The organism is Pedobacter sp. TM02, from assembly GCF_059705275.1.
Genome location: NZ_AP046530.1, coordinates 2,586,942 through 2,607,762, shown reverse-complemented (window position 1 = coordinate 2,607,762; position 20,821 = coordinate 2,586,942). Strand labels below are relative to the sequence as shown.

General features: G+C 43.1%; 21 protein-coding genes. 13 read left to right on the top strand and 8 right to left on the bottom strand.

The genetic code is table 11. From position 1 onward, the window contains the following. Window positions 1-44: 44 nt before the first annotated feature. Complete coding sequence (locus AC6H1S_RS11075) at window positions 45-923, bottom strand: ChaN family lipoprotein (RefSeq protein WP_497563640.1); 879 nt, start codon at window positions 921-923, stop codon at window positions 45-47. A gap of 294 nt (window positions 924-1,217) precedes the next feature. Between AC6H1S_RS11075 and AC6H1S_RS11070 the strand changes: the two genes are divergently transcribed. The 7 genes from AC6H1S_RS11070 to tsaB all read left to right on the top strand — a co-directional run bounded on the left by AC6H1S_RS11070 (window position 1,218) and on the right by tsaB (window position 5,615). Beyond that, window positions 1,218-2,045, top strand: coding sequence for a LiaF transmembrane domain-containing protein (locus AC6H1S_RS11070; protein ID WP_497563639.1), 828 nt, complete (start codon window positions 1,218-1,220; stop codon window positions 2,043-2,045). A 26-nt stretch (window positions 2,046-2,071) separates the two neighbouring features. Then, window positions 2,072-3,133, top strand: a complete 1,062-nt coding sequence (locus AC6H1S_RS11065) for a sensor histidine kinase (protein WP_370583494.1) — start codon at window positions 2,072-2,074, stop codon at window positions 3,131-3,133. Continuing rightward, entirely contained in the window at window positions 3,111-3,848 is a 738-nt protein-coding gene (locus AC6H1S_RS11060) for a LytR/AlgR family response regulator transcription factor (protein WP_199140930.1), read from the top strand. The genes AC6H1S_RS11065 and AC6H1S_RS11060 overlap by 23 nt, the downstream gene beginning before the upstream one ends. 134 nt (window positions 3,849-3,982) lie before the next feature. Continuing rightward, the gene (rpmH, locus tag AC6H1S_RS11055) at window positions 3,983-4,141 is read left to right on the top strand and encodes a 50S ribosomal protein L34 (protein ID WP_008241331.1); all 159 of its coding nucleotides are present in this window, start codon (window positions 3,983-3,985) and stop codon (window positions 4,139-4,141) included. A 66-nt stretch (window positions 4,142-4,207) separates the two neighbouring features. Further along, the gene (gene rnpA, locus AC6H1S_RS11050; RefSeq protein ID WP_497563638.1) at window positions 4,208-4,606 is read left to right on the top strand and encodes a ribonuclease P protein component; all 399 of its coding nucleotides are present in this window, start codon (window positions 4,208-4,210) and stop codon (window positions 4,604-4,606) included. Further along, window positions 4,593-4,823 carry a membrane protein insertion efficiency factor YidD gene (gene yidD / locus AC6H1S_RS11045; RefSeq protein WP_199140932.1) on the top strand — a complete coding sequence of 77 codons (231 nt, stop codon included), beginning with the start codon at window positions 4,593-4,595 and terminating at the stop codon, window positions 4,821-4,823. The genes rnpA and yidD overlap by 14 nt, the downstream gene beginning before the upstream one ends. A gap of 105 nt (window positions 4,824-4,928) precedes the next feature. Then, window positions 4,929-5,615 carry a tRNA (adenosine(37)-N6)-threonylcarbamoyltransferase complex dimerization subunit type 1 TsaB gene (gene tsaB / locus AC6H1S_RS11040; protein WP_497563637.1) on the top strand — a complete coding sequence of 229 codons (687 nt, stop codon included), beginning with the start codon at window positions 4,929-4,931 and terminating at the stop codon, window positions 5,613-5,615. A gap of 48 nt (window positions 5,616-5,663) precedes the next feature. Here the strand turns inward: tsaB and AC6H1S_RS11035 are convergent, their stop codons facing one another. Together AC6H1S_RS11035 and AC6H1S_RS11030 are read right to left on the bottom strand one after the other, a co-directional pair. Then, window positions 5,664-7,079 carry a DUF5723 family protein gene (locus tag AC6H1S_RS11035; protein ID WP_497563636.1) on the bottom strand — a complete coding sequence of 472 codons (1,416 nt, stop codon included), beginning with the start codon at window positions 7,077-7,079 and terminating at the stop codon, window positions 5,664-5,666. Window positions 7,080-7,084: 5 nt separating this feature from the next. Beyond that, window positions 7,085-8,668, bottom strand: coding sequence for a hypothetical protein (locus AC6H1S_RS11030; RefSeq protein WP_497563635.1), 1,584 nt, complete (start codon window positions 8,666-8,668; stop codon window positions 7,085-7,087). Between the two features lie 91 nt (window positions 8,669-8,759). Between AC6H1S_RS11030 and AC6H1S_RS11025 the strand changes: the two genes are divergently transcribed. Together AC6H1S_RS11025 and priA are read left to right on the top strand one after the other, a co-directional pair. Further along, window positions 8,760-9,146, top strand: coding sequence for a DUF423 domain-containing protein (locus AC6H1S_RS11025; RefSeq protein WP_497563634.1), 387 nt, complete (start codon window positions 8,760-8,762; stop codon window positions 9,144-9,146). Then, window positions 9,146-11,623, top strand: a complete 2,478-nt coding sequence (priA, locus tag AC6H1S_RS11020; protein WP_199140937.1) for a replication restart helicase PriA — start codon at window positions 9,146-9,148, stop codon at window positions 11,621-11,623. Before AC6H1S_RS11025 ends, priA begins: the two co-directional genes overlap by 1 nt. On the opposite strand, the gene AC6H1S_RS11015 is transcribed toward priA, so the two are convergent. Next, the gene (locus AC6H1S_RS11015) at window positions 11,620-12,300 is read right to left on the bottom strand and encodes a hypothetical protein (RefSeq protein WP_497563633.1); all 681 of its coding nucleotides are present in this window, start codon (window positions 12,298-12,300) and stop codon (window positions 11,620-11,622) included. The two genes, priA and AC6H1S_RS11015, sit on opposite strands and share 4 nt — an antisense overlap. 208 nt (window positions 12,301-12,508) lie before the next feature. Here AC6H1S_RS11015 and AC6H1S_RS11010 point away from each other — a divergent pair, with 208 nt between their 5' ends. Continuing rightward, window positions 12,509-13,165 carry a protein-L-isoaspartate(D-aspartate) O-methyltransferase gene (locus AC6H1S_RS11010; protein WP_497563632.1) on the top strand — a complete coding sequence of 219 codons (657 nt, stop codon included), beginning with the start codon at window positions 12,509-12,511 and terminating at the stop codon, window positions 13,163-13,165. Between the two features lie 7 nt (window positions 13,166-13,172). Here AC6H1S_RS11010 and smpB read toward each other — a convergent pair whose 3' ends face one another. Continuing rightward, complete coding sequence (gene smpB, locus AC6H1S_RS11005; protein ID WP_199140940.1) at window positions 13,173-13,622, bottom strand: SsrA-binding protein SmpB; 450 nt, start codon at window positions 13,620-13,622, stop codon at window positions 13,173-13,175. A 428-nt stretch (window positions 13,623-14,050) separates the two neighbouring features. Here smpB and AC6H1S_RS11000 point away from each other — a divergent pair, with 428 nt between their 5' ends. Further along, window positions 14,051-16,336 (top strand): TonB-dependent receptor, encoded by a 2,286-nt coding sequence (locus tag AC6H1S_RS11000; RefSeq protein ID WP_497563631.1) that lies wholly within the window; start codon window positions 14,051-14,053, stop codon window positions 16,334-16,336. Window position 16,337: 1 nt separating this feature from the next. Beyond that, window positions 16,338-16,793 (top strand): thioredoxin family protein, encoded by a 456-nt coding sequence (locus AC6H1S_RS10995; RefSeq protein WP_497563630.1) that lies wholly within the window; start codon window positions 16,338-16,340, stop codon window positions 16,791-16,793. On the opposite strand, the gene AC6H1S_RS10990 is transcribed toward AC6H1S_RS10995, so the two are convergent. After that, on the bottom strand, window positions 16,790-18,649 hold the full coding sequence (locus AC6H1S_RS10990) for an Nramp family divalent metal transporter (protein ID WP_497563629.1): 1,860 nt from the start codon (window positions 18,647-18,649) through the stop codon (window positions 16,790-16,792). The genes AC6H1S_RS10995 and AC6H1S_RS10990 overlap by 4 nt on opposite strands. 2 nt (window positions 18,650-18,651) lie before the next feature. Continuing rightward, window positions 18,652-19,302 carry a metal-dependent transcriptional regulator gene (locus AC6H1S_RS10985; RefSeq protein WP_497563628.1) on the bottom strand — a complete coding sequence of 217 codons (651 nt, stop codon included), beginning with the start codon at window positions 19,300-19,302 and terminating at the stop codon, window positions 18,652-18,654. 139 nt (window positions 19,303-19,441) lie between these two features. Between AC6H1S_RS10985 and AC6H1S_RS10980 the strand changes: the two genes are divergently transcribed. Next, a complete protein-coding gene (locus AC6H1S_RS10980; RefSeq protein WP_330106281.1) occupies window positions 19,442-19,912 on the top strand; it encodes an Lrp/AsnC family transcriptional regulator in 471 nt (156 codons plus the stop codon). A gap of 364 nt (window positions 19,913-20,276) precedes the next feature. Here AC6H1S_RS10980 and AC6H1S_RS10975 read toward each other — a convergent pair whose 3' ends face one another. Continuing rightward, window positions 20,277-20,681 carry a GxxExxY protein gene (locus AC6H1S_RS10975; protein ID WP_497563627.1) on the bottom strand — a complete coding sequence of 135 codons (405 nt, stop codon included), beginning with the start codon at window positions 20,679-20,681 and terminating at the stop codon, window positions 20,277-20,279. Between the last annotated feature and the right edge of the window lie 140 nt (window positions 20,682-20,821).

The window sequence follows — 20,821 nt, the reverse complement described above, 5'->3', positions numbered from 1 at the left end:
AAACGTCATTCAGATCAGCTGGATGACGTTTTTTGTTTTAAAGGTTAAAAGGTTTTCTTTACCGTTGGATCAGTTAAGATAATGTAATCGCCGAGGTCTTTATAGCTGTTCCAGTTGGGTTGGCTAAAATCGTCGGGCGCAAACGAAGAAATATTCAGTATTTTGAGTTTGGGTGCATATTTATTCAGTTTGGCTAAGGTGCCTAGCTTTTCGTCGCTATGGAAGCGGCCGTTTACCTGAAAAATCTTTTTGCCCTTGTTGTTCTTGGCATAAGTGGCGATACTCCAGGCCATGGTGGCATCCCAGAAATTTTGCGTTTGGTATACTTTCATGCCGCCCATGCCGTGTCCGCCCAAGGTTTCGATAAACTTGTCGTAGTAGCGTCCGGTCGCGGTGTCGATTGGCAAGGGGGCGATAAAGCGCTTGGAACCTTCAGGCAATTGTTTTAATGCATCCAATCCTGATTTGGTGACCACATTGCTGTACCTGGCTGCGCCATTGGCCCCAATTACATCCAGTTTATTGGTTTTTGCCCATTCGATCATTGGCCTGTAGTCTTTATAATTATTCCAGGCACGGCCTTCTTTGATAAAATTCTTCTCGCTGATGATGCCACTGAGGTATTCGTTAATTACCGGTTGTACATCGGTGTGGAACATTTCTAAGGTCAAAGCCGCTTTGCCCGGGTAGGCCAGCGCAATTTTCTTGAAGATTTCGGCTTCTAGGTAATGGCCAACAGAATCGTTATGCTCTTCGCCGAAGAAAAGGACGTCGGCCTTGCCCAAATCGGTAATGATATCGTCGATACTGATGAGCTTTTGCTTTTTAACATCGTAGATTTTGTAATGGCTCGAAAGGTCTTGCGAAAAGCCCAGCAATGGCAAGATAAAGGCCGCAACAAGTAAAAGGTGTTTTCTGGTCATCTGGTTTTTTTGTGCTAAAGTAAACATTTGCCGGCTATACCTCAAGTAGGTAGCCGTTGTTTGTTGCCTATGATTTGGGGCCTGGCACCGGTTGTTGCTTTGGCATCGGCAAAATTGGCTAATTTGCAATTGTCGGCCCTGCTTCCTGAAGCGGATTTTCGCTACTTTAATTGTTTTAATATTTTTACCGATTAATTAATGCTTTTTACCGATAATTGGCCTGCAAACAGGAGAATGCCATTGGCTGGCAGCGGCGCTTGCACTACCTTTGGTGTATAATAATTGAAGAAACAAATGGAAAACAATAATAATAATACAAATGTGACTAATCGCTCGGGCAAGGTTTGGGCAGGATTAATCATCATCGTTGTAGGCGCTCTCATTCTGCTAGACAACGTAGGCCTCGATTTGCCACGCTGGCTTTTTAGCTGGGGCAACATTTTAATCGCCATTGGTTTACTGGTTGGCTTTAAGCACAACTTTAGGCACAGCGGCTGGTTTATCATGATATTGATTGGTTCTTATTTCAGTTTGGAAAATGCCTTTGGCGATACCATCAACTTCTCGAAAATCGTATTTCCCTGTCTGATTGTTGCGCTGGGACTGTTTATTCTCATTAAGCCGAAAAGTACATATCAAGATCATGCCGAAAGATGGAAAAGAAGAAACGACAAGTGGAACAGGAGGGGCGACAGGTGGAACAGAAGATTTGGCAATGAGCCTCATCAGTTTAGCGGCGAAGAGCCAATAGTAGCCTCGGAAGAAGAAAAAAAAAATAGCAGCAACGATTACCTTGAGTCGGTAAATGTTTTTGGAGGCTGCCATCAAGCCGTGTTTTCTAAAAACTTTAAAGGTGGCGAAATTGTGGCGGTGTTTGGCGGCTGCGACCTGAACCTTACCCAAGCCGATTTTGAGGGCGAAATAACCATCGATGTAACCGCGATTTTTGGAGGCGCCAAGATTATTGTCCCTCCGGGATGGAGGGTGAAATCTGAAGTAACCGCAGTCTTTGGGGGGTTAGACGATAAAAGAAGCATCCAGCCTTTGGCAGAAGGGGTAGATAAAATATTGATCATTAGAGGGATCGCGTTGTTTGGCGGGGTGGATATCAGAAACTATTAACAGGGTCTTTACCTAAAACTCAGCCCGTGACAATTACTCCATTATCAGTAAGTCGAATTAAGCTGGCCTGTGGCGTTTTCTTGGGAGGCTGGATAGCGGCGTGGTCAGCCATGCTTTACTTTACCTTAGATTTTAATTGGCAAATTGCCTTGGCCGATAGCATTGTAAGCAATGGACTATTGGCCATTGGCTGTATGGTGCTGAGCAATATGCTGGGCTATTACCAGCCCAAAAAAGAACGCCTGCTGTTTTTGGTATTGCTTACGGCGGTGCTTACCCTGGTGGCGGTGCTTTTATCCAAGTACGGCTTGCATTATTTGTTTGGCAAACAGAAGGATTACATCCGTTTTTTGGATTTTTCTTTGCCTTTTAGGGCCTTGGTTGCGTTTTTGTGCCTTAGCTGGTGCGCCGTGTCCATTATTTTGTGGTACCGCATAGAAGAACAGTCGGAAACCCAGGAACGCCTGCTCGTGGCGCAAAATCTGGCCAAAGAAGCAGAACTGAACAAGTTGAGGCATCAGTTGCAGCCCCATTTTTTGTTCAATAGCCTCAATTCGGTGTATGCGCTTACCATTGTCAATCCAACCGAAGCCGGCACCATGATCACCAAGCTGGCCGCTTTCTTGCGCGGCACCCTAAAACGCGACGATGAGGTTTGGGTAAACGTAGCCGACGAAATGGAATACATCCAGCTTTACCTCGATATTGAAAAAGTACGATTCAGCCATCGCCTAAACATAGATGTAGCAATTGCCGAAGAAACCCTGGGCTTATGTCTGCCAGGTACCTTGTTGCAGCCTATTGTAGAAAATGCCATCAAATTTGGCCTTTACAATACCTCGAACGCCATTACCATTACCATTCAAGTAAAACTGGAAAACAAGGCCTTGGTTATTTGTGTAGCCAATCCTTTCGATCCCGAAATGAGAGCCAGCAAGGGTACGGGTTTTGGTCTTTCGGCCATACGGCGCAGACTGTACCTGTTATTTGCCGACAGTAATCTATTGCAAACCGAAACAAAAGACAATAATTTGTATATTACCACACTTAAAATACCGCAGAAAGATGATAAGAACGATACTAATTGACGATGAGGCATTAGCACGCGATGTGGTAAAACACTATTTGAAAGATTATCCAGATATTGAAGTGGTGGCCGAGTGCTGCGATGGCTTTGAAGGCCTGAAAGCAATTACCCAGCACAAACCTGATTTTATATTTTTGGATGTACAGATGCCAAAGATCAGCGGTTTTGAAATGCTGGAACTGGTAGAAAACCCGCCGGCCGTTATTTTTACCACGGCTTTTGACGAGTACGCCATCAAGGCTTTTGAAGTAAATGCTGTTGATTACCTGCTCAAGCCTATCGAAAAGATCCGTTTTGAACAGGCCATGCAAAAACTGCCGGCCAAACTGGCCAAAGAAGAGAACAGCAGCCAGGAGTTGCTGGAAACCGCTTCCTTATCGCCTGCACAGAACAGCCGTATTGTGGTGAAAAGCGCGGGAGTGATCAAAATTATTCCGGTTAGCGAACTGCATTACATCGAGGCGGACGACGATTATGTAAAGCTCAGTACTTCTGAAGGCAATTTCCATAAGAATAAAACTATGGGTTTCTTCGAGCAGACTTTAGACCCTTCACAGTTTATCCGTATCCACCGTTCCTACATCATTAACCTGGCTCAGGTCACCAAAATAGAACTGAAAGAAAAAGACAGCTACATTGTGTTGCTCAAATCAGATATCTGGTTGCCGGTGAGCAAAACGGGCTATGTAAAACTGAAAGCGGCTTTAGGCCTTTAATGCAAAAGAACAGCAGGCTTGAGGTTGGGAAGCTTGGTTGATAAAAATAAAAAGAAATCATTTTTGCATTTGTAGAAAAATCGCGTTATATTTGCACCTCTTATTTAAAAACTTAGTTAAGATATTATACAGTTATGAAAAGAACTTTCCAACCTTCGCAAAGAAAGAGAAGAAACAAACATGGCTTCCGCGAAAGAATGGCTACAGCAAACGGTAGAAGAGTATTAGCTTCTCGCCGTGCAAAAGGAAGAAAAAAATTATCAGTTTCTGACGAGCGTCGTCATAAAGCATAATTTTTGATTGCATCGCCTCAATAGGGGAGTTCGCAGATCAGCTATGCTGCCAAACTGCAATCAAAAATGAATAGATTTAACAAAGAAGAACGGTTGTGTAGTAAGAAATATTTAGACTTACTCTTTAAAAACGGTTCTTCTTTTTTATTATATCCCTTTCGCATTACCTTTCTGCTGGTAGCCGAACCGCACAAATATCCCGCACAGGTGGTTATCAACGTAGCCAAAAAGCGCTACAGGCATGCGGTTGATCGGAACCTGATCAAAAGACGTACCCGCGAAGCCTATCGGCTGCAGAAGGAAACAAAGCTTTATCCTTTTTTAAATCAGCCAGACCGGTTGCTGCTGCTGTCATTGCAATACGTAGGCAAAGCAAAATACGACTACAGCGTTTTTGAAAAGAAGCTTTCGGTTGCGCTCCAAAAATTGGTTTCCCAAATCCAGCCAGCCGATGAAATTCATTAAGCAATTGTTTTCCTGGCTTTTCTTGGGCATCATTAAGCTCTATCAGCTCTTTTTGTCGCCTTTGTTGGGGGCAAGTTGCCGCTTTACGCCTACTTGTTCGCAGTATGGGGTAGAGGCCATTAAAAAGCACGGGCCGTTTAAGGGCGGATGGCTTACACTGAAGCGCATTGCCAGCTGCCATCCCTGGGGCAGGCACGGACATGATCCCGTTCCTTAGCGGGGAAGGCTATAATGGACAGTTCATTGTCTTTCAACAATTAAGAGATTATTTTATCATTCTTCCCAAGTCTTTGCCCTTTAATTTTTACTTTTGTGCCTGAAAATGGCTACAATACTTCAAATAGAAACGGCTACGCCGGTTTGCTCGGTGGCTTTGTCGGTAAACGGCACAACTGTTGCGCTTAAGGAACAGGCCGGTCAGCATGTCCATGCGGCCAACCTCACTTTGTTTATTGACGAAGTGTTGCAAATGGCCAAGCTCAGCTACGCCCAAATAGATGCCATAGCGGTAAGTAAGGGGCCGGGTTCTTATACCGGTTTAAGAATTGGCGTATCGACGGCCAAAGGGCTCTGCTTCGCTTTAGATAAGCCTTTAATTGCAATTGGAACCCTGCAAATGATGGCTAATGGCTTTTTGCAGAATCATCCTAACTACGGCGGATTGATCTGCCCGATGATCGATGCCCGACGGATGGAGGTTTTTACGGCCGTATACGACAACAAATTGCAAAGCCTGGAAGCCGTAAATGCCAAAATAATAGACGAAAAAAGCTTTGTGTTAGAGCTGGATAATCATTTTGTGACTTTTATTGGTGATGGAGCGGCTAAATGTGCTCCCGTATTGGAACATCCCAATGCCCATTTTTCTGATGCAAATTTCAATTCGGCCACCTACATGAGCAGGCTTGCCTACGAGGCTTTCAACCAAGAAGCTTTTGAAAATGTAGCCTACTTTGAGCCGTTCTACTTGAAAGATTTTGTGTTTACCACACCAAAGAACAAGCTCTAGGCCACTTGAACATATAGTTAAATAGACTATGGTCCATGGTCTGTCTTATTATAGTTTCCTGAAAAACTCGTACATGCTCCTGAAAAAGCCTTTGTATACCTTTTCGCCGTTTACACCCGGCATGGTGCTCAGGTTTTGCGGATGCTCTACCGTACGGCCAAACTTAATGCCCATGCCCAGGTAAAATGAACCGCCCACATAGCCGCTGCCTACGCTTGCATCGCTTTGGCTAATGCCTTTGCCCAATGAAATGCTTTTGCCCACATTGTCGGTGCCTAAAAAGAATTCAAAATTTGGCGTTTGGTACATGGCCTGCAAACCAATCATCATAAAATTGTTGAAATTATACAATGGCGTTACGCTGGCGGCAAACCTGTCGATTTTGAAAGTATTAACCAAGGCAACATCGCCACCTGGCCGAAAAAGGTTTTTGGAAACAATAAAGCTCGGCTTGTAGAAACCGAAAGTTCTGGAAACGAGGAAGTCGGCCTTGGCATTGGTAGCGGCAAAGAAACTCTTTTGCAGGTCTATGTCTCGTGCCATGTCGGTAATCTCTTGATTGATTTCCGAATTGGTACGGGTAGAGAGCTCGTAAATGCTTTTCAGCTGGTTAAACTTAGCCACATGCGAACTTTTGCTCCACTTGATAAAACCTAAATCCTTAATGTTGCCCATGATAAAATAACCTGATTTAGAAGTATAGGTCGTGCCCAGGCTTATGGATATTCCTGGGTTTTTGAAGGTGGGAATAAAGGTTTTCTTGTTGATTTCGTCGCTTTGTATAAAACTGCCTTTGTAGGTGCCGTTAAGCCCAAGATCTAAACGGTCGTTAAAAGCATCGGCAAAAATGTAAGAATTGTCTATGCGGATCGAATTATAGGTAATGCCACTCAATAAGCTCAATTTGGCGCCAAATGCCAGTCTTTTGTCCCAGTTTTCCCGAATACTTACACTAAACTGGTGGTACGATTGTGCATAGCCCTTGTCGTTGAAGATATCGGTATAAGGCACATTTTGGAAGCGTTTATAGGAATCGAAAATGGCCAGCGATTCGTTGGTGTAGGCTACCTGCGCATCCGATCGGATCTGCCAGGCAAAGCCGATTTCCTGGTTGTATTTGTAAGAATTGAAAATCCTGAAGGTAAGCACATACAAATTGGTCTGCTGATAGAGCTTGTTGATGGCCCCGGTACCTATGGGCAGACCTCTGGTATCGTTCACCTGCTCTTGAGCCAGTTTCCGCAGTACATCCTGCGCACTACCCCCGCCTGCCGCATTGAACCCTAAATTGGGAAAAAGAAAATTGGAGGCATATTTGCCCGAACTGTCTAGGGTAAAGGCCTTTACTGCCGGATTTTCGAACGCATCGAACAAGGTTCTGGTATTAAACAGGGCATATTGCTGCGCTTTAAGCTGGCTAAACAGGCAGATTAATCCAAACAATAGGAAGTATTTCTTTTTCATGGCCACTATGGGGTAGTTTGCAAAGTATCGGCTTTGGCTGTAATTGCTTCTGGTTTTTTATACAAAAGCAAATTAGTCAAAAACTTTCCATTATCACCCGCCAGTTGATAACAAAAAGAATCAAAAGTTCTTAGCCCGTTTTTCGATTGGTATTGTTTATAATAAGCCGGTTTGAGGTTGCGGCCAAAAATATCGTTGGCGTTTTTGTTGCCTACATAGAACGAAATTGTGCTCGATGAAGAAAGCTGGTCGGCCAGGCCTTGATAGGCGGCATCGTTAACAAGCAACTGGTTGCTTTTGTAGCTGTTTAAAAATGCCTGTACGCTGCTGGCATTGTTGGCCATCACCAAATAGTTGTCTATGATGGTGAAGAATGGTCGTTCGAATTTTTTGAAAGGCTCGCCAAAATAGCTGTAGGGAATATTATTTTCCTTAAAAATCCTGATGTCGGGTGCGTAAGAGGCGCTGATGTCCAGCAAAAGCTGGTTCACCTTTTCGCCGTTGCTAAGGGCAATGGCACCAAACTTCTCGCCGGTATTAAGCTGAAAGGCAATCAGTTCGTTTTTGAAATACTTCGGGAAAATCTGGTCCAGGTCCAAGCCGTATTGCTGCTTGATGTTTGCTGTTGTTTTGCCGGTTTTATCGCCGTCTTTTTGTTTGGCTATCCAATGGTCAAGCTCCTTTTTCCAGCTCGCATAATCGCCAATGGCATAGAGGCTGTAATTGGCTGTTTTATCCGGAACAATGTTGTTGATGCTGATTTTCTGCTCCTGGATTTTCGAAAACAACTGATAATAGCTATTGGCATCGTTAATTGTAGTGCTGCCGTTGAATAGCAGTTTTTCCCTGCTGAAATTATAGTTGAGCGAAGCATAACTGTTCTGCTTGTTTAAAATGCCCAGCTCGCCGTTAAGATTGCTGCTCAATATTTGCTGCAGCAACAAAGGCATTTTGTTGAAATTAAGGTAAAGGCTGGCCAAAGTGTTTTTGCTGAAACGGCTGTTGGCTTTAATGTAAGCCGTAAAATCGTGGTCTACCGCAGTTTTAGGATGCAGCGACTGCTGGATGGCTTCCAAGGTGTTCGATACCATAACCAGTTGGTCTTCAATCGCGATAAAGCAAACGGTGCTGTCGGCAAAACTCAATTCATAACTTGTTCCCGTTTGTTTGATTTTGACGTTTTTTAAGCCTAAATCTGGTAAGGATAGCTTCTTTTTGATGTTGGATTTGAGTTGCGTGCTCACGATAAAATCAATGGCATTGTTGGCCCCAGGTACAAAAGCTATATAGATTTTTTGGCCTTCAATAAGTCGGTTGATTTCGGGCTGGTCGATGAGATTGGCCTTCAGAGACCTGATCGAAGCCATCTTTGTTTCGCCGAGCAGGGGCTGAAAAAGATTTTGGCCGCTTAGGATCTCGTAAAAGCTTTTATCGTTTTCAAAACTGAATATCACGCCTGAGTTGGCCGCGGCAGCATTCAGGGATAGGTCGTTGGCATTGGCTTCGGTATTCAGGCTAGAAAAATATACATAGACCATCGCTATGATTCCGAGCAATAAAACACTGAGTATGATGTAAATTCTTTTCATGGTCTTTGTTCACAAATTTAATTTAATTTTGCGATTACAGAGATTATAAGGGCATTTTCTTAATTTAGCAACCGTATAAAGCCGATAACTTATGAATAAACGGATCATCCTAACTGCAGCTTTTTTTGGGGCATTGGCAGTTGTATTAGGTGCTTTTGGTGCGCACGGACTTAAAAACTCCATCAGCGCCTCTGCTTTAGCTATATGGCAGAAAGGGGTAGAATACCAGTTTTACCACACTTTTGCCCTGTTGTACCTTTCTACCTTTGCCCGTTATAAAAACAAGCTTATCGGATTTGCTTACGTGTTTTTTACCCTGGGCATCCTATTGTTTTCGGGCTCGCTATACCTGTTGGCGCTAAAAGACAGTTTCCATCTCGCTTTTGCAGGCTTTATTGGCCCGATTACGCCAATTGGCGGCCTGTGTTTTATTTTGGGCTGGATCAGCCTGTTTATGGCCGCATTAAGAGATAAATAATGCAGTTTGCCGAGCCTACCGATTTTTCTGAAAGAGAAACCCTCTTTGTGGAGGTGATTTTGCCATTGTCGCTGGCCATCAACTATACCTATCGGGTTCCTTATGAACTGAACGACCGCATTGGGGTAGGCAAAAGGGTAGTGGTGCAGTTTGGCAAGCATAAAATGTATACGGCGCTGGTTAAAAGCATCGGTACGCAGCCTCCAGAATTTTATCAGGCCAAGTATATTATCGATGTAGTAGACGATGTACCCGTAATTAATACTAAACAGTTCGAGTTTTGGGACTGGATTGCTTCTTATTACCTCTGCAATGAAGGCGATGTGATGTCTGCCGCCTTGCCTACTGGACTAAAACTGGCCAGCGAAACCATTTTGGTAATCAGAGAGGAATTGCCCGAAGAACTGGTGCTGACCGAAAAAGAAGAACTTATTTTTCAGGTGCTGCAAAAACAGCAGCGTATGAGCATAGACGATGTGGTCGAATTGCTGGGACAAAAAACCGTGTATCCCATTATCAATTCGCTTATTGCCAAAGAAATCATTTTTGTGGCCGAAGAGGTGGTCGAAAAATACAAGCCACTGCTCAAATCATTCATCAAACTCAATCCGTTTTATCAAGATCAGGAAAACCTGAAGCAACTTTTTGCCGTTTTAGAACGGGCACCCAAACAATTGGATGCCTTGTTGGCCTATCTCAAGCTGTCGCGAACCGACCAGGCTGTTCCAAGGCAGCTGTTGCTCGAAGAAAGCGCCTGCGGGCAAGCCGCCCTCAAGGCCTTATTGGATAAAGATATTTTTAGCCTGGAAAAAAGACAGGTAAGCCGATTGAATCAGACAGGCGATGAATTTGAAGTGAATTTTGAGCTCAGTCCAGCGCAGCAACATGCCTTTAACGAAGTGCAAAAAGGCTTTGAAGAAAAAGATGTGGTGCTGTTGCACGGCATTACCGCTTCGGGCAAAACGCAACTTTACATCAAACTGATCGAAAAGGCTATCGCCAATGGCGGACAGGTATTGTTTCTATTGCCCGAAATTGCATTGACCACCCAAATCGTAGAACGCATTAAACAATATTTTGGCGATAAGATTGGGGTTTACCATTCTAAATTCAACGACAACGAACGCGTAGAAATTTGGAATAAAGTAGTAAACGGCGCCTACCAAGTAGTGCTGGGTGCCAGGTCGGCTGTTTTTCTGCCCTTTAAAGAACTCAAACTGATTGTAGTTGACGAAGAACACGAAGCTTCGTACAAGCAACACGAACCCGCGCCACGCTATCAAGCCCGCGATGCTGCCGTTTTCCTGGCGCATCTGCACCAGGCCAAAGTGGTGCTTGGTTCGGCAACGCCATCTATCGAGAGCTTTTACAATGCGCAAACCGACAAGTATGCGCTGGTTACCCTCAACGAAAGGTTTGGAGGCGTACAACTGCCCCTGCAACAAGTAGTCAGCATTGCCGAAGAAACAAAGCGTAAAAAAATGACCTCTTATTTTACCAGCGTGCTCATAGACGATATGGCTGTAGCGCTTGAAAATAAAGAACAGGTTATTTTATTTCAAAACCGTAGGGGCTATGCCACTATTTTGATTTGCGCAACCTGTGGCTATGCACCCAAATGCGTAAACTGCGACGTAAGCCTTACTTACCATAAAACCAGTGGTAAGTTGCACTGTCATTATTGTGGCTACCACCAATCGAGCATTAACATTTGCCCGGCCTGTGGTTCGGTACATATCGAACAAAAAGGATTTGGCACCGAGCGCATAGAAGAAGAACTGAGCCTCATTTTTCCCGAAGCAAAAATAGCCCGCCTGGATTTGGATAGCACCCGCACCAAAAACAGTCTGCAGCAAATCATCTCCGATTTTCAGGATAAAAAAACACAGGTGCTTATTGGTACGCAAATGGTGGCCAAAGGGCTCGATTTTGATAATGTGAGCCTTATTGGCGTAATCAATGCCGATACCTTGCTCAATTACCCCGATTTTAGGGCCTTCGAACGCAGTTACCAGTTGTTGGCCCAGGTGGCAGGCAGAGCGGGCAGGAGAGATAAGCAGGGAAAAGTCTGCATCCAGGCCTACGACGATTCGCACCGGATCATTAAGCAGGTGATGGAAAACAACTACCTGCAAATGTATGCCGACGAAATGGACGAGCGCAAACAGTTTAACTATCCGCCATTTACCCGTTTGATTTTTATAAACGTTAAACACAAGGATGCCCATGTGCTTCAAGTTGCCTCCAATCAGCTGGCCAGTGCGCTTAGGCAACAGCTGGGCAACAGGATATTAGGTCCAGAGCAACCCCTGGTGGCCCGTATCAGAAATTACTACATTAAGCAGATTATCATTAAAATAGAAAAGGCAGCACCTGTACAAAAGGTGAAAACCATTTTAAAAGATACCATCAGGGATTTTAACGCCCAAAAAGACTTTAAGAGCGTAATTACGCAAATAGATGTAGATCCTTATTAGTTTCGGCCTACCAAATGAACCTGTATGCCTACCGAAACAGGATTAAGCAGGAACTCCCATTTGTTGTATTTTACAAAAGTTCGGGTATTGCCTGCATCTTGTTGGGTTGTCTCCTGGCGTTCGTACGAATAGTAGAAATCCAAGCTTGTTTCGGCAAAAATAGAGATGTTTTTAAGTGGATTTATCTTGATGCCCAGCACAGGAGCAAAAACGAAACCGTTTTTATCTGCATCAGCCATATAGGGCATGCTGTTGCTCTTGATATTGTTGTTTTTGATTTCGCCGGTAAAACGGTTGGCTCGAAAACCTGCATCGGCACCAAAATAAGGCTGTATGACCGCGTAATTGATGCTTTTTTCGAAACCTAGCTTAAATGAATAGTCGGTTGATTTTCCAGTGGCAATTTCACAATTGGTACATTGGTTAAAAAAGGTAATGTTGTTCCTGAAATAGTTGCCACTTAAGCGATAGCCGATTTGGTTGTCGTTAAACTTGATGAGCACACCATTGGCAAAAGTATGGGTATAATCCTGAGAGTTGACCTGGTTTAATATTTTTGGCATCTGCATCAAGCTATAGCCCCGCAATCCGATGCTATAGTTGTAGTTGCCGTCTAATTGTGCAAAAGCAACCGATGAAACCAATAAACAAAAAACACTCGCCAAAAATCTTTTCATACTATAATAGGAATATATATCGATTTCAAAAGTAAAAATTATTTGGCGATTTATCAGTACATCTATAGTTGTTTAGGCATATTTTTTAAGCCTTATGGTTTTGTGGATAATTTTTGGGATTGATTTTGTGTTGGTTATCGGCAAATAATCGCTAACCGTAAATAAAAATAACCCGATTTACTGTTTAAACCCTTATTTTTGGAACAAGATGGCGTACAAGTTTGTAGACAATTACCGAGAACAGGGAGCAAGAAAAAGACTGGTTGTATTATTGAGGGAAAGAGGCATCAGCGATGAGCGCGTACTGAAAGCCATAGGCAAGGTGCCCCGTCATTTTTTCTTCGACGAAACTTTCTGGAACCAGGCCTACAAGGATATTGCTTTTCCAATAGGTGATGGACAAACCATTTCTCAACCTTATACCGTAGCTTACCAAACAGAGCTGCTGCATATCCAAAAAGGCGACAAGGTATTGGAAATCGGCACGGGTTCGGGCTACCAGACTTGTATCCTCATGGAGCTTGGCGCCAAGGTTTATACCATCGAACGCCAGGCCAATCTGTATGCCCATACCCTTAAAGTGTTGCCAGGCATGGGCTATAAAGCCAATTTCTTTCTTGGCGATGGCTCTAAAGGCATTGAAGAGCATGCGCCTTACGACAAGATCATTGTAACGGCTGGTGCGCCCTTTGTGCCCGAACTCCTTTTGAAACAGCTGAAAATTGGAGGTATTCTGGTTATTCCGGTCGGCGACGAAAAATCGCAGAAAATGCTCACGGTAATCCGTGCAAGCGAAAACGATTACGATAAAATTGAACTAGATACTTTTCGCTTTGTGCCTTTGGTAGGCGACCAGGCTTGGTAGACCACTATTAAAACTTCAGCGCCCTGTCCATTTCGCGCTTGCTTTCGCGCTCTTTGATGCTGTCGCGTTTGTCAAATTCCTTCTTGCCTTGTGCTAAGGCGATTTCGATTTTCGCAAAGCCCCTTTCGTTGGTGAAAATGCGCAAAGGCACGATGGTATAGCCTTTTTCTTCACCTTTAACCTTCAGTTTCTTAAGTTCCCTTTTTTGCAGAAGCAAAACACGGTCTCTTTTGATGTCGTGATGATAAAAAGAACTATGGCTGTATTCGGAGATATGAAGGTTTCTTACATACAAGTTATCGCCAATAAACATACAGAAAGCATCGGTCATGTTGGCCTTTCCCTGTCTTATCGATTTGATTTCAGTGCCCAGCAAAGCAATGCCGGCCACAAAACTCTCCAAGATGTGGTAATCGAAATAAGCTCTTTTGTTTTTGATCTGTATATCTTTTGACATGTGGCAAATATCGGTATTTATTAGCTAAAATCCTTATTTCTTCTCTTGGCACAACAAAAGCCTTTAAAGAATTGCTTTTGAAAATTTTAAATGCAATTATGTTGCATTTAAAAGTCAGACTATTATATTTGTGTCAATGTTGCTATTGACTATCGCATGGCACATACCATAAATAGCTATAACCATGATAAAAAATCAAACCCTTTCGTCTCGTTACTGGACAAGAAATCATAGCTAAACAAATTATAGCCAATCTTGAAAATGTCTGCCACAGCAAGATGAATTGAAAACCGAATTGAAATCGTTCGCCTTTTATGACCCTTATCCCGTATATCTAATTAAGGTCTGTCAAAATATAAAAAAATGTATTGTTGATTTATTTTTTAGATTAATCTAAATTTATATTTTTGCAAGACTAATAATTGATTATGAAAAGAATTATCCTTCCTGTTTTATTTGTTTTTCTGTTTACAGCAGCAAGAGCACAGTCTATTAAAGTAAGTGGCAAGCTATCGGATGGCAAAGAACCTATACACAAGGCAAGCGTGCAATTGGTAGGCTTGGGTATTGGAACAGTTACTGATAGCTTAGGCGGTTTTGTATTGGCAAACCTAAAACCGGGTAACTACACGCTTAAGGTGAATGCCATGGGCTATAAAACACTAACTATGCCTGTTCGGTTGCAAAGAGATACGCTGCTGTTGCCCATTGCTTTAGAAACCATCGACGAAAAGCTGCATGAAATAGTGGTTACGGGTACACAAAAGGAAATCAAACGGCTAGAAAGTCCGGTGCCTGTCGAGATTTATACGGCTCAATTTTTCAAGAAAAATCCTACACCTAGCATATTCGATGCACTGCAGAACGTAAATGGCGTAAGGCCTCAGCTCAACTGCAATATCTGCAATACGGGTGATATCCATATTAATGGCCTGGAAGGGCCCTATACCATGGTATTGATAGATGGAATGCCCATTGTGAGCAGTTTGTCAACGGTTTATGGTTTGTCGGGCATACCGAATGCGTTGGTAGAACGGATTGAAGTGGTTAAAGGTCCAGCTTCGTCATTGTATGGGAGCGAGGCGGTAGGAGGCTTGATCAATATCATTACCAAAAAGGTACAAAATGCTGCCTTGTTTTCGGCTGATGCCATGGCTACCGGTTACGGCGAGTACAATACGGATTTGGGTTTTAAAGTGAAGGTATCGCCAAGGGTGGCGGTACTTACCGGTGTTAATTACTTCAATTTTCAAAACAAGGTAGACCATAACCATGACGGATTTACAGATGTAACCTTGCAAAATCGGATTTCGCTGTTTCAAAAATGGAACGTCGACCGTAAAGACAACAGGCTGTTTTCGCTGGCCGGTCGCTTTTTGTACGAAGACAGGTGGGGCGGAGAAATGAATTGGAACAAATCTTACCGGGGTGGCAACGAAGTATATGGTGAGAGTATTTACACCAAAAGGTTCGAACTGATTGGCAATTACCAGTTGCCGATCAAGGAAAAATTTTTCTTGGCTTTTTCTTTAACCAATCACGACCAAAACAGCAGGTATGGCGATGTGTCTTACATCGCGCAACAAAAAATAGCCTTTAGTCAGTTGACTTGGGACAAAAAAATTGGCCGGCACGATTTGCTCTTCGGTACGGCTTTGCGCTATACCTATTACGACGACAATACGCCGGCAACAGCCTCTGCCGATTTAGCCGATCGGCATAACCAGCCCGAGCGTACATTTTTACCGGGCCTATTTGTACAAGACGAAATGAAATTGAGCCAAGCCCATTCGCTGTTGGCTGGGTTAAGGTATGACTACAACTCGATACATGGCCATATTTTAACCCCAAGATTGGCCTATAAGTGGAGTATAGATGAGCAAAACATCGTCAGGTTGAATGCGGGAACAGGATTTAGGGTGGTAAATCTGTTTACCGAAGATCATGCCGCTTTAACAGGCGCACGCGAGGTGGTGGTGCCCAATCAGCTGAAACCAGAACGTACATATAATGTTAACCTTAACTATTTAACCAAGGTTTATTTGGATAATGGCTCGTTTTTTGGCTTCGATTTGGCTGCCTTTTATACCTATTTCAATAACCGGATTGTAGGCGATTTCGAAACCAACCCCAATCAGATTATTTACAACAATTTAAATGGCCATGCCGTGAGCAAAGGCTTAACCGGCAACATAGACATGGCTTTGGCCAACGGCTTAAAAGCAACTATCGGACTAACCTATCAAGAGGTAAGCCTAACGGAAGACAGCGTCAAGAAACAGCAACTTTTAACCGAGAAATTTTCAGGTACATGGGCCGTTTCGTATAAAGTCAATAAAATGCATTTGGCTATCGATTATACAGGCAATGTGTATGGGCCCATGCGTTTGCCTTTGTTGGGCAGCTTAGACCCGCGGAGGCCTTTTTCGCCAACCTGGAGCATCCAGAATATTCAATTCACCTACAGCGGTTTTAAGCGTCTTGAAATTTACGGCGGTATCAAAAACCTCTTGAACTTCACGCCAAACAAAGGAACTCCGTTCATCATCGCGCGTACGAATGATCCTTTTGATAAAAATGTACAGTTTGGGGCCAATGGGCAGGTCGTGCCAACTTCCGATAATCCTTATGCTTTAACATTCGATCCCAATTATGTGTATGCGCCCAATCAGGGCATCAGAGGTTTTTTAGGTGTTCGCTTAAGCATCAATTAGCATGAAGAGACTGGTGGTTACATGGATCATCCTTTTGGTGATCGGGTCTGCGAAATCCCAATTGCGGGCCTTTAGTTTTGCGCAATTGGATAGTTTGCAAAAAATAGCGCAACGCAAGGTGTTGGTATTTGTTTATACCGATTGGTGCAACTATTGCCAAGCGATGGAACGGCAAGTGTTTGGCGAAGCTAGCATCCAACAGCAACTTAAGCAAAACTATTATTGGATTGCCTTGAATGCGGAAGAGCAATCGCCAATTAGCTATGGTGGGCATACCTTTGTTTTTAAAGCCAGCAAAGGTGTCCATGAATTGGCAATAGCCCTGATGCCCAATCAAAAAAAGCTGGCTTTCCCGTTTTTGGCTATTCTTGATCAGCAAAACCAAATCAGCTTTCAACGGGAAGGATTTATGGGTGTTGCCGAACTTAAAAAAGTGCTTGCCTATTTTAGGCGCTAGCGTACAATAAGTACGGGGATATCTACTTTGTGCCTTACCGAATCAACCGTTGTGCCGAAAATAAGATCTTTAAGGCCCTTGTGCCCATGCGCACCCATTACCAATAGCTGGATGTTATTTTGCTTGCTGATGCTGGCAATGGCTTTTGCTGTACCGCCAAAACCAATATGCGTACTCGATTCGTAGCCCAAGTCCATCAGGTTTAACCTGTATTTTTCGAGATTCTCAGTATCGATTTGTGTTTCGTGGTCCATTGCCTTTTGGCCGTGGTAGCGTGCCGCTGCGGTTTCAACCACATGTATAAGGTAGTAATGCGCGTTTTTTCCGCCTTGGATCAGCGCATGTCTGATCGTATTTCGGTCGTTTGCAGAAAAATCTACCGTAATCCCGATTTTATGGTAACTGATTTTTTCAATATTGCTAATGGCCAAGGCATCGCCATGCGGCACATTACCAACGCGCTGCCTTTTGCTGATGAGTGGATAGATAAAGATGTAAATTAGCAGCAAGGCCGTTAATACAGCTGCAGGAATTACAATTACGTCGATATACCAGCCACCAGCAGCAGTTCGCCAGTTGCTGATTTCTTCGATTACCAATTTAATATTGAGGCTAACAATGACAATGGCACTTGTCCAAGCCAATATTCTAACCCAAGGCTTAATGGCAAAGCCTTTCATTTCGTTTTTGTCGGAAGTGAGGTGGATAAGCGGAATAATAGCAAAGCCCAATTGCAGGCTCAGTACCACCTGACTTAAAATCAATAAGCCGCCTAGGGCATCGTCGCCAAAAAAGAGGATAGTGCAAAATGCCGGAATAATAGCCAGCAAACGGGTAATCAATCGGCGCAGCCAAGGCTGTATTCTTAAATTTAAATGGCCTTCCATGATAATTTGTCCGGCCAAAGTTCCGGTTACGGTTGAGCTTTGGCCAGCGGCAATTAAAGCGATGGCAAAGAGGGCGGGGGCTACCGAACCAAAGATGTTGTTCAGCAAGCGGTGCGCATCTTGTATTTCGGCTACGTGATGAAAACCGTTTTTAAAGAAAGCGGCAGCGGCTAAGATCAAAATGGCGGCATTGACAAAGAACGCCAGATTCAGGGCCACAGCTGTATCGATGAAATTGAATTTGATGGCTTCTTGAATGCCTTTGTTGTCGCGTTCAAACTTTCGTGTTTGTACCAAAGAAGAGTGAAGGTACAAGTTGTGTGGCATTACCGTGGCACCAATAATACCAATGGCAATGTAAAGTGCCTCGCCAGATAGCATCGAAGGTTCAAAACCCTTGGCAATTTCTTTGATGGATGGTTCTACAATAAACATTTCTACCAAAAAAGAAATACCTACAACAAATACCATCGAAACAATGAAGGCTTCCATTTTACGCATGCCTTTGTTGAGCAGGAAAAGGAGCAGTACGGTATCGAATATGGTAATGGAAATGCCCCAGATTAATGGTAAGCCAAACAGGAGGTTCATGCCAATGGCCATTCCGATGATTTCGGCCAAATCGCAGGCAATAATAGCGGTTTGGGCTAGAACAAACAGCGGAAAATTAACCCATTTGGGATAGGCATTTCGCGAAGCCTGAGCTAAATCAAGCCCCCTTACAATGCCTAAACGCGCGCTAAGCGATTGAAGGAGCAAAGCGATGAGGTTTGACATGAGCAGCACCCAAATAAGCTGATAGCCGAATTTGCTACCCCCGGCAATGTCTGTTGCCCAGTTGCCAGGGTCCATATAGCCCACGCTAACCAGGTAAGCCGGACCAATAAAGGCCAAAATCCGCTTCCAGCCGGTCCGTTTATTGGTCACAACGCTTTGGTGTACTTCGCTTAACGACTGCTTTTGGTCCATGGCTATTTGCTGATTAAAATGTGTTTGGCTACTTCTCTGCTAATACTTTGTTTGTGGTTGTCGACCAAGAGTTCTACCGATCCATCGAAATCTGTGATGGTCATGATTTCTAATTTTTTGCCCAGGGTAAGGCCTAATTTTTCCAAGTGTTTTAAAAAGGGAGAGGAGTGCTCGCTCACGCCTGTGATGGTGCCTTTTTCGCCTACTTTTAATTTGTTGAGCTTGATGAAGGCTTGATCGGCAAAGTTTCCGTTTTTATCTGGAATAGGGTCGCCATGCGGATCTACTTTTGGGAAATCCAAAAAAGCATCCAAACGCTCTATTAATAGGGCCGAGTTGATGTGTTCGAGTTCTTCGGCCACTTCGTGCACCTGGTCCCACTTAAAAGAAAGTTTCTCTACCAAAAAAACTTCCCAAAGCCTGTGTTTCCTCACGATATTGATAGCCGTTAGCCTTCCTTTTTCGGTTAAGGTAACACCTTGGTATTTTACGTAATCTACCAGTTCCTTTTCAGATAGTTTTTTAAGCATATCGGTAACTGAAGCCGCCTTGGTTTGGATGCGTTCGGCAATGGCATTGGTTTGTACCGGATTGCTGATTTCGGAAAGATGATAGATGATTTTCAAGTAGTTCTCTTCGGTGTAGGATTGCATTTTTGTTTACCTAATGATTATTTTAGACAAATCTAAAAAATAAACAATAAAATTAAAAGTAATATTATTGAGGCTTTGTAGAATAAAATTTGGCTAATCAGCGTTAGTATCCTACCTTTGGGTAACAAATGAAACATTTATGGCAACAGAACTAGACAAAACCGATTTTAAAATACTTAAACTGCTTCAAGAGAACGGCAGGATGACCAATTTGCTATTGTCGCAAGAAATCGGTCTATCGCCAGCACCCACCCTGGAGCGTGTACGTAAACTGGAAATGTCGGGTTACATTAAAAGCTACCATGCTTTGGTCGACGAAGAAAAATTGGGCCTAGGCATCAAGACTTTTATCCAGGTGCAGTTGGATTTTCATAAAAACAATACCATTCAGATTTTTTTGGATGAAGTGAACCAAATCAACGAAATTACGGAATGTCATCACGTTACCGGTCAGGCCGACTTTCTGCTGAAGGTTTATGTAAACGACATTAAAGCTTACGAAAGATTGATCATGGATAAAATCAGCAAGATTTCTGTCGTAAAAACCTTTCAAACCATGATGATCATGTCGACCACCAAAAAAGAGCCAATCGTGCCTTTAGAGTATTAGTCTGTTCTTATTCATGACTGAAAGCAGTTGACAAAAAGCTTAGTTTAGATTTGTGATGTTTCCTAAGGCGACCTAAGGTTCCTGAGGCGGTTTAAACTAGGCTTTTGTTCATTTGGGCTAGTGCCTCTGCGTTTACCACCTTAGACAGCTGAGGTAGGCTAAAGCTTAGACAGATGTTTTTTCTTAGGATTCCTAAGGTGCCTGAGGCGGTTTTAGACTAAGCTTTTGTAAATTTGGCTAGTGCCTATCTGCGTTTACCACCTCAAGCGGCTGAGATAGGCTGAGTTTAGGCCGATGTATTTTTTCTTGAGTGCGCTAGGTGTCTGAGGAGGTTTTAAATTAGACCTTAGTATTGTGCTTTGGTTCAGAAAGGTGGATAATACTCGTTTATGAATGGTTTTTTACCATTTTTCACAATATTGGTACAGTTAAAATTGATTAACATTCCTTTTGGAACCCGAAGTATTTTCATATAGGTCAGTATTTGTGCTTCGTGAATAGGTAATATTTTTTCAACTGATTTAAGCTCTACGATGAGGAAATCCTCAATCAGTAAATCTACCCTTAGCTCTGTATCGAGCAACATGCCTTTGTAAGAGATGGTAACAACTTGTTCAGACACAAAAGAAATATTTCTTAATTGCAATTCTCTAATTAGGCATTTATGATAGACTTTTTCTAACAAACCCGGCCCTAAAGTTCGATGTACTTCAATACAAGCGCCAGTTACCTCATACTCGAGATCGTCGATGAAATTTTTATCAATCATATTAAATAAATTTTAAAATGATCAATAGAGATATATTCTAATATAAGAATTAATTAGGAATTCTTTTGCTTAAAATGCTGGATAGACTTAGTTTGGTCGACGTGTTTTTTCTTAGGTATCTTAAGGTGCCTGAGGCGGGT

What these genes read in the sequence shown, in the direction of transcription:
- AC6H1S_RS11075 (WP_497563640.1), bottom strand. Translation starts at nt 923, where the DNA reads ATGACCAGAAAACACCTTTTACTTGTTGCGGCCTTTATCTTGCCATTG.
- AC6H1S_RS11070 (WP_497563639.1), top strand. Translation starts at nt 1,218, where the DNA reads ATGGAAAACAATAATAATAATACAAATGTGACTAATCGCTCGGGCAAG.
- AC6H1S_RS11060 (WP_199140930.1), top strand. Translation starts at nt 3,111, where the DNA reads ATGATAAGAACGATACTAATTGACGATGAGGCATTAGCACGCGATGTG.
- rpmH (WP_008241331.1), top strand. Translation starts at nt 3,983, where the DNA reads ATGAAAAGAACTTTCCAACCTTCGCAAAGAAAGAGAAGAAACAAACAT.
- rnpA (WP_497563638.1), top strand. Translation starts at nt 4,208, where the DNA reads ATGAATAGATTTAACAAAGAAGAACGGTTGTGTAGTAAGAAATATTTA.
- yidD (WP_199140932.1), top strand. Translation starts at nt 4,593, where the DNA reads ATGAAATTCATTAAGCAATTGTTTTCCTGGCTTTTCTTGGGCATCATT.
- tsaB (WP_497563637.1), top strand. Translation starts at nt 4,929, where the DNA reads ATGGCTACAATACTTCAAATAGAAACGGCTACGCCGGTTTGCTCGGTG.
- AC6H1S_RS11035 (WP_497563636.1), bottom strand. Translation starts at nt 7,079, where the DNA reads ATGAAAAAGAAATACTTCCTATTGTTTGGATTAATCTGCCTGTTTAGC.
- AC6H1S_RS11030 (WP_497563635.1), bottom strand. Translation starts at nt 8,668, where the DNA reads ATGAAAAGAATTTACATCATACTCAGTGTTTTATTGCTCGGAATCATA.
- AC6H1S_RS11025 (WP_497563634.1), top strand. Translation starts at nt 8,760, where the DNA reads ATGAATAAACGGATCATCCTAACTGCAGCTTTTTTTGGGGCATTGGCA.
- priA (WP_199140937.1), top strand. Translation starts at nt 9,146, where the DNA reads ATGCAGTTTGCCGAGCCTACCGATTTTTCTGAAAGAGAAACCCTCTTT.
- AC6H1S_RS11015 (WP_497563633.1), bottom strand. Translation starts at nt 12,300, where the DNA reads ATGAAAAGATTTTTGGCGAGTGTTTTTTGTTTATTGGTTTCATCGGTT.
- AC6H1S_RS11010 (WP_497563632.1), top strand. Translation starts at nt 12,509, where the DNA reads ATGGCGTACAAGTTTGTAGACAATTACCGAGAACAGGGAGCAAGAAAA.
- smpB (WP_199140940.1), bottom strand. Translation starts at nt 13,622, where the DNA reads ATGTCAAAAGATATACAGATCAAAAACAAAAGAGCTTATTTCGATTAC.
- AC6H1S_RS11000 (WP_497563631.1), top strand. Translation starts at nt 14,051, where the DNA reads ATGAAAAGAATTATCCTTCCTGTTTTATTTGTTTTTCTGTTTACAGCA.
- AC6H1S_RS10995 (WP_497563630.1), top strand. Translation starts at nt 16,338, where the DNA reads ATGAAGAGACTGGTGGTTACATGGATCATCCTTTTGGTGATCGGGTCT.
- AC6H1S_RS10990 (WP_497563629.1), bottom strand. Translation starts at nt 18,649, where the DNA reads ATGGACCAAAAGCAGTCGTTAAGCGAAGTACACCAAAGCGTTGTGACC.
- AC6H1S_RS10985 (WP_497563628.1), bottom strand. Translation starts at nt 19,302, where the DNA reads ATGCAATCCTACACCGAAGAGAACTACTTGAAAATCATCTATCATCTT.
- AC6H1S_RS10980 (WP_330106281.1), top strand. Translation starts at nt 19,442, where the DNA reads ATGGCAACAGAACTAGACAAAACCGATTTTAAAATACTTAAACTGCTT.
- AC6H1S_RS10975 (WP_497563627.1), bottom strand. Translation starts at nt 20,681, where the DNA reads ATGATTGATAAAAATTTCATCGACGATCTCGAGTATGAGGTAACTGGC.